The sequence below is a fragment of the Burkholderia sp. BCC0322 genome (assembly GCF_902833045.1).
Taxonomy (GTDB): domain Bacteria; phylum Pseudomonadota; class Gammaproteobacteria; order Burkholderiales; family Burkholderiaceae; genus Burkholderia.
The window spans coordinates 1,254,199-1,268,275 of sequence record NZ_CADFDU010000001.1 but is presented as its reverse complement, the minus strand read 5'-3'; the positions used below and the strand labels follow the sequence as shown (position 1 = coordinate 1,268,275).

Sequence of the window (14,077 nt, the reverse complement as noted above, 5' to 3'; positions counted from 1 at the left end):
GCACCACCCGTCCGTCGTCATACGCGGTGCGTCGCTCCATCAACCAGCTTCCGACAGCGATTTCGCGACGGGTTCGAAACGCACGTCGCGATGCTGCGCGGATCGGTCGGCGGCGTTCGCGCACGCCATCGACACGAACGCGTCGCGAGTCATGCGCAGCGCGCTCGCCGTCATGTCGATGTCGCGCACGATGCGCTTCGGCAGGCACAGCGCGATCCGCACGGAACTCGAGGTCACGCCGGTCAGGTCGATATCGAAGAACCGCCAGATTCCGTTACCCCGGTCGACATCCGACGCCTGCAATATCGCCATGTCCGTGGTCGGCGGCGGCACGAGACGCGCGGAGCGGTCATAGCAGGCCATGACCTGTCGCGCCGCGGCCGCCTGCAACTCGCCATACGAGTCGCCCTCCACATCGATTTCCGGAAAATCCGGAAGCGCGCCGCGATAGCGGGGATTCCCGTGATGCGTGATATAGACCGGATATTTCATGAACCGCTCCCGACAGAAAATGACGACGAACGTCATCATGCGTCGCGGCGGCCCGACGAGTCGGTACGCTGAAGAACAGTCTGCGGGGCACGTTTCGTGGTGACCTGCCCGCCGTTCACACCCCGGATCGCCCGATGCCTCGCCACCCGGTCAGTCAGGCACAACGCGCTCGATCGAGGTACGGCACCGTACCGATCGGCACTGCAATGGCGCGCACACTCATATCAAGGGCCGCTGTCCCTGTTGCCAGAATGCCCAAGACGACCTGAATGCGGCGCGCTTCATCGCTCATCCGACAGGTCGTTGTCACCCAAACGGAGCCTCACCATGAATCCCATCACACTCGTTTTATCGGCTGCGTTCGTCCTCGCGGCATTCGCCGCCGGCGCGTGGGGCTACCTGTATCTCGCGGTCTCCCTTTTTATCGTCGCGGTACTGATCGCGTTGTCCGTGCGGGTCGCCAACGTCTGGGAAAAGTTCGTGATCCTTCGGATTGGCAAGTTGCAAAGCGTCAAGGGTGCCGGTTTCTTCATGATCATTCCAATCCTGGACAACGTTGTCGCGATTATCGACGAACGTATTCAAACCACCGCCTTCAACGCCGAACAAGCGCTGACCAAAGACACTGTTCCTGTCAACGTCGACGCCGTGATTTTCTGGCACGTCCATGACGCGCAGAAAGCCGCGCTCGCCATCACCGACTACCGGCAAGCCATTGACCGCGTTGCGCAAACCTCACTGCGGGAAATGATCGGGGCATCGATGCTGGCTGCATTGTTGTCGGATCGCAAGGCGGCCGACATGCACTTGCGCGACGAGATTGGCAGAAAGACCGTGGAATGGGGCGTGACTGTCCGCTCGGTCGAGACCCGCGATGTCGCGATCCCGGTCGCGCTGCAGGATTCGATGTCGCGGCAGGCGCAAGCCGAGCGCGAAAAGCAGGCACGGGTGATCCTCGGCTCGGCGGAGGCCGAAATCGCCGCCAAGTTCGTCGAAGCGTCGCAGGTCTACGAAAATCATCCGGGTGCGCTTCAGTTGCGGGCGATGAACATCATCTACGAAACGACGAAGGAACGCGGCGCGACGATCCTGATTCCCAGCGCGATGGTGGACAGCCTGAATCCCGTGCTCGCGCTTGCGATTGCCGGGCATGACGCGGCGGGCGCCGCGCCCGTGCCTTCGCTCAAGACAGCGGCGTAATCGCTAGCTCGTATTAACTCCCCTGCGACGCCTTGCACAGATCGCCCGGACATTGCCAGAACGGGGTACACCTACAATTTGATGACGAGTCTGTTGTGAATACTCCACCATGGGCAGGAGGCAGAAATCGCTTTACCACGTTACAACGCGGGGATGGTCGCGGCGAAGGTCAGTCCGACACTCATTCCAGATCGGCCGTCGATCCTGATATAGCATCGATTGCTGAACCTGCGTGAACGTGTCATGGCAAGAAGGTAGTGGCCGCGCTCATATCGCAAAGGCTGATCTTCGAATTGCACCTGGTTCGTCACCGAGACGGTGCCGCCGACGCGCCACGCGACTGCTGCTACGAAGTTCGCCTGGTTCGCGTCGGCAACTAACCCGACATGCGCCGCGATGACGGTGCATCACCTTGCGGGAGACTCGCGCGCTTTCATTTCCTATTAACGGTTGGTTTGACGGTATGCCTCGAACCCGCCGGCATGGCACCCAGACAACAACCATTTGATTTTAAACCAATATTTAGTGGGGGCGGGTCGCAAACCCGCATGCAGTCTAGCAGGCCGTTGAAATACCCATCGACCGGATTCAGACCACTCTCGCAAATGACATGAATTCGCTCAACGGCTCGGCAATTTTGTTGCGTCACGCCGGGTTCAGCGGTAGAGCCCGGCCGGCGAAGGTATTTCCCGCCAGATTTCCTGCATTACTCGCCCTGCGGACTCACGAATCCCAACGTTCTCAGCCGCGTCAGGTTGTAGGCCGCCATCGTCAGCGTGAGCAACTGATCAACTTTCTCCAAGCCTCTCACCATCACCTGCCGGATCGGCCCGATCCGTTTGCCCCAGCCGAAGCACTGTTCGATGCATTTCCGTTTGCGCTGGCTCAGTGCGTAACCGAGATGCCGCGTCGTCCGACCATCGATTGCACTTCCGCCGGTGCGCTTCGTGTTGCGTGCGACGTGCGGCGTCACGTTGTATTCGCGGCAGTCCTTCACAAATCCACGCGTGTCGTACGCCTTGTCTGCGCCCACCGTAATACGCACGTCCGAACCCGACACATCGCGCAGCATGTCCGTCGCCACTTTGCGTTCCGCCCGGCCATTCGCCTCGCTGGCCTGAACGTTCACGACCAGACCGTGCCGGTTATCCGTCAGCACATGGCCCAGGTAACTCGGCAAGGCTGGCGCGGCATTGCTCTTGCGATAGAGCGGCTCTCACCGTCGCTCTTCGATTCGTGCGTTTCATTACTGCGCGATTCGCCATGCCAATTGTCAGGCGGACGATCATCGTCCCCGCCATCCTTGCGCCGGATGCTCTTGTGGCTGGCCCACGCATGGATCAAGGTGCCGTCCACACTGAAGTGCTCGCCCGACAGCAAGCCGCGTTTATGCGCCGTTTCCACCGTCGCGTTGAACAGGTCAGTCACTGCGTCGAACTCGATCAGTCGATCCCGGTTCTTGCTGAACACCGAGTGATTCCACACCGCGTCTTCGGTCGACAGGCCGACGAACCAACGGAACAAAAGGTTGTACGAGATCTGCTCGACCAGTTGCCGCTCGCTGCGAATGCTGTATAGCACCTGAAGTAGCATCGCCCGCATCAGCTTCTCCGGCGCAATGCTCGGCCGACCGCCTTTGATGTCCGCTTCGTACATCGCCGAGAACTTGGCATCCATATTCGACAGCGCCTCGTTCATCCAAGTCCGGATCGGGCGCAGCGGATGCGTTTGCGGTACGAACTCCTCCAGTCTGACTGTACTGAACAGGGATTCGTTGTAGCTGTCGGTGCCTCGCATGCTGCCTTCGTGCCTTGGGATCGGGTTCGCTACATCGTGACGGATCGGCGGGGGTATTTCAACGGCCTGTTAATGATCACCAGCAACCAGACGCGTTCGATTTCGAACTCGTGCGTAAAACCGAGCGGATCGAGCATCACGATCTTGAGCCGGATATCGAGCCGGTGCTCGTCGAATTCAACGACCTGGTAAGGACGCGTCGCGGCGGGCGCAGCGAACTCATCGCTGCGCGGCAGGCCTTTCAGATGCGCCGCGCCAGCGGCTCGCGCAGCGATGCCGAATTCGCTCAGCAGTTCGCTTTTGACACGGGCCGAGAGCGATCGGATCGCGTGGCTCGCCGTATTGAACGGATAGTCGGCAGGCGTGAGGCCGCTCTGGCGACATTGCAGCAGAAAACTCGCATGCAGTCCTTGAAGGCCTCTCAAGCGGGTGCGCAATTCGCCGCCGGTACGGATCTCGATCAACGCCACGCGACGCTGCTTGATTTGCAGCCGCAGCCACGCCGCGAGCACCGGGAATCGCTCGAACAGTTGCGATAGCGCGCCGGCGGCGCTGCGGATACCGCGTTCGTCGTTCGGTTTCACCGGACTCAAACGGACGTAATCGGCAACGCGGGCGTGCAAGACCAGCGCGCGAAAGCCATAGAGGCGACCGTCCGGGTGCGCTGCGAGTGCCCGCTCGAGCAGGCGATAAAGTTGTCGTCGGTTGACTCCCGTGCTCTGCTCAATCTCCTTGATCGCAGCGCCACGCGCATACTGCTCGATCGCTGCCATACGCGCCTGGATCGATTCCCTTTCGGCAGCATCAAACTCGGTCCACGCGATGGTCGGCCAGGACGACGGATCCAGTGTCTGAAATTCCGGCTTGCGACGTGCCATCATGCCGCCTCGGTTGCGACGAAGCGCGTCAGCAACGACAGAGGCTCGGTACGCAGATCAACCGCGTCCACGTGCCCTGCATACACGAGCGCGAAAACCGCCGCACGGACCAGCGCCGGATCGCCGACAGAGAGCTCACGCTCGATCTCGAGCAAGGTATGCGGCATCGTCACGAAAGTTTTGACTGCGCGTAGGAGCGAAGACGCGACCAACCCGCGCGCCGCGACCAGGCAGGGCAGCATGTGCCGCCAGTTATCGATCCAGGCGCGCGCGGCCGCGAGGTCGGTTGATGTCACCGACCGGACGGGAACGCCGTCCAATTCATACTTGGGGCGAGCAGCATGGAGCCGCATGTCCGCGAGCGAATCGGACAGGATGACCACCTCTTCGCGGTCGGCGTAGCGGATCCAAAAATCGGCGAGATAGCGCTGTCCGTTGAGCTGCACGTAACCCGGCCGCTCACAAAATGATTGGACAGCGGGATCCGTTTCGATGAGCAGCCACAGTTCGGGCGCGCCACGTTGAAACAGCGTCAGTCGACGATCGAGTTTGAGGCTGAAGGCGTCCAGCCGGGGTGCGCCGCGCGGGCGCGGCGTCGCAACCGGCCGCATCGCGTGCCGGGAATCGTCCATAAGATCAAGGCCTTACGGTCGGGCTTCGAAGTCTATGATGCGAGTTGACAAATTTAATCCGGACATATGCGAATTGACGACTTTATTTTGGTAAGACCGTCAACAAAGTCGTCAATTCAGGGTCCGGATGCCTAGATCGGCGGGATTCTGGAGTGACAGATTTATTTCGCTCTACAGTTGCGGTGGATGACACCGGCGGAATTCGCCCGCCAGTGCTCCGATCGGGCCGGTTCGGCGCGCTCCGAAGAGCCGGAATTTTCCAGCTGAGACTGGGACCGAAATTGGACCAGCCTCAGCGTCGCCGCCTTTCGGGCACACAACCTTCGAGCTCGCCCGTCGCTTCTCGAAGAAATTTGATAATGCATCAGTGCGCGCTACCTACCTACACAACCTGACGGACATGCAGCGGAACCGACGCAACGAGTGATCAAGATGCCAAAGCTTCTGCAACCGCTTCTTGAAGAGAGGCCGTCGCTCGACCGATAAGTGTGGACAGAACTCGAGATTCGTCTTTTAACACTCCAGTGGAAACGCCGCGCGCCTCGATCTCGGCAACCAGCAACGCCATCGGTGCAGGCAAGCCAATTTGCTGCAGTGTGGCGACGAAATCGACCTCTGACTGATTGACATAGCTCACCGATTTGCCGCTCTGACGTGCAGCTTCCGCAGCCAAATCCATGAGAGTGTAGGCTCTATCCCCGGCCAATTCATATGTTTTGCCCTCGTGGCCTGCTTCGGTCATGACTGCCACTGCAGCGTCGGCAAAATCCTGACGAGACGCCCACGATATCTCGGCTTTACCGGCACTGCCTACGAGAGAACCATACTGCACAGCGGCCGGCAAACGGGTCGTATTGTTCTCCCAATACCAGCCATTGCGCAGGATCGTGTATTCGGCCCCCGAAGCCTTTATCCACTGCTCAGTCACCAGATGGTCCTGGGTAAAAGGAATTCCCCAGCTCTCCGCGTGTAGGCAACTCGTATAAAAAATATGCTTAACGCCCACATCCTTGGCTGCAGCCAGAACGTTCGCGTGCTCCGGTTGCCTGTCGAGCGAACTTGACGAAATCAACAGCAGCTTGTCAACGCCGGCAAAGGCATCTTTCAACGCTGCGACATCTTTGTAATCAGCCTCCCGGACATTTACCCCGAGATTGGCCGCGTTGCTCGCACTTCGAGCGATGGCCACAATCTGCGATGCGGGGACCCTCGTTTTGAGACTTGCAATAACCTTGCGGCCCAATTGGCCTGTAGCACCTGTTACGGCATACATGGGATGATCTCCAGAATTAAGCGTACATCATTGTACGCTTAATCGTACATCCGTGTACGCTTGCACCTCAAAAGACGATCCTCTCGTAAGCATGAAGGTCCGGCGTGGCCTGCTCTATTCGACCGGCGTCGACGCCGAGTCCCCGTGCAACCAGCCGAAATCGACGCTCGAGCGCCGCGATACGATCCGGCGCCATATCCAGACGCCAACCCACCGCAATCATTCGACAGGCAAGAAGAACCTCGGCAGACGTTAGGTCGGCGCGAACGATGCCTGCCGCCTGAGCGGCCGCCAAGGGGCGATCAACGAGAGCCTGCAGATTGTCGAGCCGGCAATTAGCCTCGGCAAAGCCTTCTATCTGGGGCAATGCATAGTGAAATTTTTCATAGACGTCCATCAACCCGACCATGCGCCGCATCAGTTCGAACAGACCACACGGCTCCTTTCCTTGAAGCTCTAGGCGAATCAGGTCGATCTCTCGATCCAGCACCGCAAGGTACAACTGGAAGCGGTCAGCGAAATTCCTGTACATCGTCCCGCGTGTGACACCGGCGCGCTCCGCAATGGCCTCAAGAGGAACATCCCCCCCGCTCTCGCGCATGATTGCGCTCGCGGCCTCAATCAGTCTCAGTCTGTTTTCGGTTGCATCTCTCCGCACGTTTACCCTATCCCATTGTGACTGCGGTAAAGCCGATAGTTTATCGCCGGGATCCGGTCGCGTCCCGCCGCTCCGAGGCGTTATTGCCGCTCCGGCCGAAGCGCCCCTTCCACCGACAGCGGGATACGGTTGATAGGCCACTTTTTTCGCCTTGCCAGAACCAACGTGCAGCACCCGCCCGCTGCCATAATGCAGGCGATGGCCAGCCCCCAGCCGACATACAAGCCGTGATCAATACACGCCCCCGCAAAGAGTGGCGCAAAGATATTGCAGACCGCCATGAGAGAAGTATTCACTCCCATCAGGGCGCCCTGCTGCTGCGGTGAAGACGTCATCGACAATGCGGCCATCAGCGTCGGCCTGGTCATTGCCGTTCCAATGCTTGCCATCACCAGTCCAACAATCAGCGGCGCGAGACCTGGCAGAACAGTAAAGATGGTGATTCCCGCAGAAAATAACAGCAGGCTGACAACTGCAAGGAGATGTTCGGGAATGACTCGTTCAAGCCTTTTCATCGCGATGACCTGAATCACGATATTGATCGCACCGGCCGCGGTGAAAATGTAGCCCACCTCACGTGGCCCGAACCGGACTCCATTCCAGAGGTAGTGCGCTTGCAGAAACAGCGCAAACTGAGACACGTACATGGCAAAGGCAAAGTAGAACAGTGCCAGAACGACAAGCACGGGCGATGCACCTGCAGAGCCGAACGATTTCCATACAGATGACATCTGTTGAGCGACGCGACTCAACGGGCCCTTTTCGTCAGGCGGCAGCCAGACCAGATTGACCACCACACTCAAGGCGGACAACATCGCGGCTCCCCAGACCGGGGCAGTCATCGAGATATGCGACAGACCTGCGGAGAGGGACGGGCCAAGCATCATTCCCACGCCGACTGCGGCACCGACGAGGCCGATTGCACGGCGTCGAGTTTGCGGGGAACTATGATCGACTGCATAGGCATTGGCGACAGAAAGATTGCCGGACGTAATACCGTCAAGCATGCGCGCCACGAAGACGACCACAAGATTGCCTGCGCATGCAAGCACAACCAAACTCACACATGTCCCAATTTGGCTCCCCAGAAGAACGACCTTCCGGCCATACCGATCAGAGAGCCTGCCAAGCATAGGAGCGGCAACAAACTGCCCCAGCGAAAAAATAGCCACCAGCGCGCCGATGGCGAACGGGCTAGCACCAAAGTGCTGCGAATAGAACGGTAGCAAGGGCAAGATAACGCCCATGCCAATCGCGTCGATGGCTACTACCCCGAACAAGGGGGCCATAACTCGCAGCGGCAGACGATTCGTTGTTCCAGACATGGTATCGCCACCTCCTGTCACGATCTGGAAAACACTACAGGCGCATCCGGAACACGTGCCGGTTCAGCAGCATCAGTTGCGTGCGTGCTGCCGACGAACATGTACATTGCGGGGACCACGAACAACGTCAGCAACGTACCAATACCCAGGCCCGAGAAGATCACAAGCCCCATATCGTGCCTCCCTGCTGCACCCGCACCCGCAGCCCATACCAGCGGTGCGACACCCAAGACCATGGCGGCAGTCGTCATAAGAATTGGCCGCAGGCGCACAGCTGCAGCTTCCTGAATCGCCTCGCGCTTGCTGCGGCCGCCACGCTGAAGTTCATTGGCGAACTGCACCATCAAAATGCCATGCTTCGTAATCAGGCCCAACAGGGTCACGAGGCCGACCTGTGTATACACGTTAATGGACGCAAATCCGGTGGTGATAAACGCCAGCGCGCCGAAAAGCGCTGGCGGCACGGAAAACAAGATCACCACAGGATCGCGATAGCTCTCGAACTGGAAAGCAAGCGCCAGATAGACAATCAGGAGGGAGAAAAGGAGCAGGCCCAGAAAACCGCCGGACTCCTGGACAAATTGTCGCGACTCACCTGAGGAATCAGCCGAATAGCCTTTGGGCGCAACCTTCTCGAGAATAGCTTGGAGCTTCGGCAACAACTCGCCCTGCGAGAGTCCGCTAACACCAGAAATCGTCGCCGAATTGAGCTGCTGGAAGTGGTTGATCGATTGCGGCTGAACCGACGTCTCAACATGGGCCACCGTGCGCGCAGGAATCATGGCGCCTGACGGGGTGCGGATGTAGTTGTCGAGAATCTGATCGGGATTCAGGCGATCAACCTGCAGCAATTGTGGAATCACTTTGTAGGAGCGCCCTGCGATCGAGAAGTAGTTCACGTAGTTGCCGCCAAGTGCCGCAGACAACGCTGAGCCGAAATCCGCCTCCGTCATACCCATGGCAGCGAGCTTCTCACGGTCAACCACCACTTTTGCCCGAGGCTTGTCCAGCTTGAGGTCAAGATCCGCGAACCAGAAGAGTTGCTGCCTCTGCGCTTCTGCCATCACGGCCCGCGCAACATCGTTCAGATTGCTGATCGGCTCAGTCGTAGTGATCACAAATTGAACAGGCAACCCTTGCGAGCCTGGCAGGGAGGGTAGCGGGAAAGCCGCGATCAGTGCGCCAGGAACATTGTTCCATTTGCGCTGCAGGTCCATCACAAGATCTGCTTGAGTGCGAGCACGCTGGTCCCACGGCTTGAGCAGCACACCGCCCAATCCCTGATTGAGGGCGGGCACGCCGATCAACTGAAACATCTGACTGTATTCCGGCTCTTTGCGCGCAATCTGGAAAGCCTGATCCGCAATGCGCTGCATCTGTTCGGGTGATGCATTAGCAGCCCCCTTGATCTGCATAAATACCAACCCTTGGTCCTCGGTCGGCGATAGCTCACTTTTCGCCGTCATGGCCGCAGCCCCTGCGAGCAAGGCAAGGATGAAACCGAAAGTCACGAGAACCGGCCACACATCGATTGCTTTGACAAGAACCCTTTCATAGCTGTCACGCAGCCGGTCAAAGTACCGGTCCAGCAGAAGCGCAAAGCGTCCTTCCTGCTGCCCGGCCTTAAACAAGCGCGAAGTCATCATTGGAGAGAGGGTGAGCGCTACGATCGCGGAAACGACCACTGCGCCGGCGAGCGAAAAGCAAAACTCCTTGAAGAGTGCGCCTGTGAGGCCCGTGCGCATCCCGATAGGGACGTACGCCGCCACGAGAACCACCGTCATAGCCACAATCGGACCACCGAGTTCGCGCGCCGCGATGAGGGCGGCTTCGAGTACGCTCTTACTCTCTTCCTTGATGTGGCGATCGACGTTCTCCACCACAATAATGGCGTCGTCTACCACAAGGCCAATCGCAAGCACTAGCGCAAGCAGCGTGAGCAGATTGACCGAATAGCCGAGCACATACATGATGAAGAAGGTGCCGACCAGCGACAGCGGTATCGCGACAAGCGGCACGACGACAGCGCGCAACGAACCAATAAAAAGGAAGATGACGACCGTTACGATGAAGAGCGCCTCGACCAGCGTCTTGACGACCTCTTTGATCGACGTGTTGATGTATTCCGTGGAGTCGTACACGATTCCACCGGTCACACCCGACGGCAACTGTGCCTGCAACTCCGGAAAGACGGAGCGAACCTTCGATGCGACGGTCAGAATGTTGGCGTTCGGGGCCACCTTGATACCAATGAAGACGGAACGCTTACCGGAGAACGCAACACTCGAGTTATAGTCCTCAGCACCCAACGCCACGGTGGCCACGTCCTGGAGGCGCACGAGCGCGTCACCGCTCTGCTTGACAATAAGCTGCTTGAACTCGTCAACACTGTGCAGATCGGTGCCGGCTGTCAGGTCGACCATAACCATCTGACCTTTCGTCGAACCAATGGCGGACAGGTAGTTGTTGTTCGACAATGCGGCGTACACGTCCTGCGCAGAAATGTTGTGTGCCGCCAGTTTGTCCGGATCCAGCCACGCGCGGAGGGCAAACTGGCGCCCGCCCAAGATTTCTGCCGTTTGCACCCCTTCAATCGAATCGAGCTTTGGCTTCACGACCCGGCTCAGATAATCCGTAATGTTGTTGGTCGGGAGAACATCGCTGTAGAACCCAATGTACATCGCGTCGGTGGTTTGGCCTACCGCGACAGAGAGAATTGGCTGCTGCGCCTGCGCGGGGAGTTGGTTGCGAACCGAGTTGACCTGAGTGTTTATCTCAGTCAACGCTTTGGTCGCATCGTAGTTCAGACGTAGCGTCGCAGTGATGGTCGACACACCCGACACACTTGACGAAGAGAGATAGTCGATTCCTTGTGCCTGGGCAATCGCAGATTCAAGCGGCTGCGTGATGAAGCCGGCGATCGTGGATGCGTCGGCGCCGTAGTAGTTGGTCGTAATGGTCACCACCGCGTTTTCTGTACGCGGCCATTGCGCAATGGGCAGACTGGCGATCGAACGCAGACCAAGTATCAAGATTAGTGCGGAAATAACGACTGCCCAGACAGGCCGCTTGATGAAGATATCGGTAAATTTCATGGCGGCCTCAATTTTCCTGCGGTGTAGGAAACGCGTCATTCGTCGGCGGGTTACTGTTGTCTATCCTCACGGTCGAGCCATTCTTGAGCTTCATTTGCCCGCTCGTGATCACCACGTCTCCTGCCCTCAAACCGTTCGTTACGGCAACCTGATCGCCTTGCGTTGCACCGAGCCGCACAAAGGTCTGCTTCGCAGTCGATATATCCTTCCCCTGCGCATCCTTGCCCGGAATTGCAATGAAAACGGTGGCACCGTAGGGGTTGTAGGTCACGGCCGTCTGCGGGATTGTCAGATAGTCTTGCGGTACTCCGGAGGTGACGACCGCGCGAGCAAACATGCCGGGAAGCAGAAGCTGCCGCGGATTGGGAACCGTCGCTTCGATCGTGATATTGCGCGTGGTCTGATCGACTTTTGTATCGATGGCCGTCACCTTGCCGGTGAACATCTGTCCAGGTACCCCCTCCGTGCTCACCGAAACGACCTGGCCCAATGCGATCTCGGACTTCTGGCCTTGCGGCACATTGAAATCGATGTAGATTGGATCGAGCGTCGTCAGCGTGGCAATCTTGTCGCCGGGATTCAAGTACTGGCCCGGGTTGATTGCAGTGATCCCGATGCGCCCGGAAAACGGCGCAGCGATCGATTTTTTCGCAAGCAGCGCGCGCTGCTGGTCGACGGCTGCTTGCTTGGACTTCCAGTCACCTTCGTCGGCGTCGACCTGGGCTTGGGAGATGGCGCTCGCATTTAATTGCGCCTTGTCCCGCTTCAGAACGGTGGCGGCAAGTTGGGCCGTTGCCTCAAGCGAACGCAGTTGCGCGAAGTCAGTATCGGCATTGAGCTGCAGTAGGGTCTGGCCGGCCGAAACGTCTTGCCCCGACTTGAACGCGATAGCGCGTACGATGCCTCCCACTTCCGACGTAACGTCGACACCGCGATACGCTTTCAGGGATCCAACTGCGGAGACGCCCGGCTGCCACGAGTCGAGCCGGACGGGGCTAGCGGTCACGACGGCAGGCGGCTGAGGTGTCTTTGCCTGCGCGATCAACTTTGATACCTGAACGAACTTTGTGCCGCCGATGATAAGCACAACCACGACGACGACGACGAGCATGATGAGCATTGGCCGCAACAAGCGCCGTTTTGGAAGACTCTTCTGCGTTTCCGCTTGGCCGGAGGAGTAAAGCGAGTGATCTGCCATGGTTAGTCTCAAGGATTCCGTTGTTCGACGCGGCGCGAGGAAATATTCTCGGCGACCGATTGACTGGGCGGTTCAGTACGGCGGTTCCACCAACCGCCGCCTAACGCTTGAAACAGCGCGACTGTATCGCTGTAGCGACTGGCTTGTGCACGCACGCGTGCCAAGATGGCATTTTGGTAGGATTGCTGAGCGGTTAGTAGATTGATATAGCCAACCGCTCCGAGTCGATACTGGGTCTGCGTGAGATTCAGGCTATCGCGCGCAGCTCGCTCGGCCTTAACCTGCTCGACGAGAGTGTCGGCATCGGTCTCCAGCGCTCGCAAAGCGTTCGAGACGTCTTGAAATGCTCTGATGACCGTGCCTCGGTATTGTGCAGATGACGCATCGTAGGCCGCGATAGCCGCCAGTTTGCGGTGCCTGAGTGCACCTGCATCGAAGATTGTCTGCGTGACTGAACCGGCAAGACTCCAAATGCCCGTGCCGGAAGAAAACAGATCGGCAAGACGAGACGCGTTGCTACCAATAGACCCCGTGAGGCTGAGCTGGGGCAATTGATTGGCGATAGCCACACCGATATTGGCGCTGGCCTGGTGTAATTGCGCTTCAGCCGCGCGCACGTCGGGTCGCTGCTCCACAATCGCGGATGGAAGGCTTACGGGCAGATCGTCAGGAAGACGAAGGTCCTCCAGTTTGAAGCGCTCAACGCGCTCATGGTTTGGAAAACGCCCCAAATAGGCCGTCATCTGGTTGCGAGCCTGGTCGAGCTGCTTCTGCAGAGGCGGAAGGGTCGCCAGCGTTTGCGCCAACGCCGCCTCCTGGGCGAAAACATCCGCGTTGGATACGGCCCCTAGTGCAAGCCGAGACTTGATCAGGTTCAACTGCGCCGTCTGCACGCGCACGATTTCGTTCGTAGCGGCAATCTGGTCGCGAACGGACGCCAGCGTCACAGCTGTATTTACAACGTTAGCCGTTAGCGTTAGGTAAGTCGCTTCGAGTTGAAACCGCTGGTATTGCGCCTGTGCTTCGGCCGACTCGACTTGCCGACGTGTTCCGCCAAATATGTCCGGCGCATAGGAGACGGTAAGTGAAGCCGTGTTGACGGTCAGCAACTGGGGCGGAAATGCACCGAATGAGGCCTGCTCTCTGGTGACCGACCCGCTCGCACCCAAAGTGGGGAAAAACGATGCGCGATCTGCGGATGCGAGTTCGTTCGCTTGCCGAAGCGAAGCCTGCGCGGCAGCAACGTCGGGATTGGCGTGCATGGCTTCGTTGATCATCTCGTTCAGATCGGGCGATCTGAATAGCGTCCACCAAAGGCCCGGAATATCCATGCCGATGACGAGGCGTTGTGAGGCACCGCCCGGTACGTCGGTCGATGCAGTGCCCGTGGGAATCGGGCTCGAAGAGTAGTCGGCATCTTGGGTCGGCGGCCGAACGAAGTCGGGGCCGACGGCACAAGCACCAAGCAATACGACGCTCAGCAGGCTGAGTCGTGGTGTCCAGCCACGGAGTACGGAGGTCTTCATGGA

The 14,077-nt window shown here is 58.7% G+C and carries 9 protein-coding genes and 2 pseudogenes; 1 reads left to right on the top strand and 10 read right to left on the bottom strand.

Annotated elements, in window-relative coordinates; all coding sequences use genetic code 11:
* Positions 1-39: 39 nt before the first annotated feature.
* Positions 40-492 (bottom strand): type II toxin-antitoxin system HicB family antitoxin, encoded by a 453-nt coding sequence (locus HWX39_RS05920; RefSeq protein WP_175033131.1) that lies wholly within the window; start codon positions 490-492, stop codon positions 40-42.
* 327 nt (positions 493-819) lie between these two features.
* Between HWX39_RS05920 and HWX39_RS05915 the strand changes: the two genes are divergently transcribed.
* Positions 820-1,692 carry a slipin family protein gene (locus tag HWX39_RS05915; RefSeq protein ID WP_098553541.1) on the top strand — a complete coding sequence of 291 codons (873 nt, stop codon included), beginning with the start codon at positions 820-822 and terminating at the stop codon, positions 1,690-1,692.
* Positions 1,693-2,398: 706 nt separating this feature from the next.
* Here the strand turns inward: HWX39_RS05915 and HWX39_RS05910 are convergent.
* The 9 genes and pseudogenes from HWX39_RS05910 to HWX39_RS05870 form a co-directional block, all read right to left on the bottom strand.
* Positions 2,399-3,489: pseudogene (locus HWX39_RS05910) on the bottom strand (IS5 family transposase).
* Between the two features lie 68 nt (positions 3,490-3,557).
* A pseudogene (locus tag HWX39_RS05905) lies at positions 3,558-4,367 on the bottom strand (integrase); the annotation flags it as partial.
* Complete coding sequence (locus HWX39_RS05900) at positions 4,367-4,999, bottom strand: hypothetical protein (protein WP_175965984.1); 633 nt, start codon at positions 4,997-4,999, stop codon at positions 4,367-4,369. The pseudogene HWX39_RS05905 and the gene HWX39_RS05900, both read right to left, overlap by 1 nt.
* Before the next feature lie 427 nt (positions 5,000-5,426).
* Entirely contained in the window at positions 5,427-6,272 is an 846-nt protein-coding gene (locus HWX39_RS05895) for an SDR family oxidoreductase (protein WP_175965982.1), read from the bottom strand.
* A 67-nt stretch (positions 6,273-6,339) separates the two neighbouring features.
* Positions 6,340-6,930, bottom strand: coding sequence for a TetR/AcrR family transcriptional regulator (locus HWX39_RS05890; protein ID WP_279613063.1), 591 nt, complete (start codon positions 6,928-6,930; stop codon positions 6,340-6,342).
* Positions 6,931-7,010: 80 nt separating this feature from the next.
* Positions 7,011-8,255 carry an MFS transporter gene (locus HWX39_RS05885; protein WP_175965978.1) on the bottom strand — a complete coding sequence of 415 codons (1,245 nt, stop codon included), beginning with the start codon at positions 8,253-8,255 and terminating at the stop codon, positions 7,011-7,013.
* Positions 8,256-8,272: 17 nt separating this feature from the next.
* Positions 8,273-11,350: an efflux RND transporter permease subunit gene (locus HWX39_RS05880; protein ID WP_175965976.1), complete on the bottom strand. Its 3,078-nt coding sequence runs from the start codon at positions 11,348-11,350 to the stop codon at positions 8,273-8,275.
* Positions 11,351-11,357: 7 nt separating this feature from the next.
* Positions 11,358-12,548: an efflux RND transporter periplasmic adaptor subunit gene (locus HWX39_RS05875; protein WP_244134919.1), complete on the bottom strand. Its 1,191-nt coding sequence runs from the start codon at positions 12,546-12,548 to the stop codon at positions 11,358-11,360.
* An 8-nt stretch (positions 12,549-12,556) separates the two neighbouring features.
* Entirely contained in the window at positions 12,557-14,074 is a 1,518-nt protein-coding gene (locus HWX39_RS05870; RefSeq protein WP_175965974.1) for an efflux transporter outer membrane subunit, read from the bottom strand.
* Between the last annotated feature and the right edge of the window lie 3 nt (positions 14,075-14,077).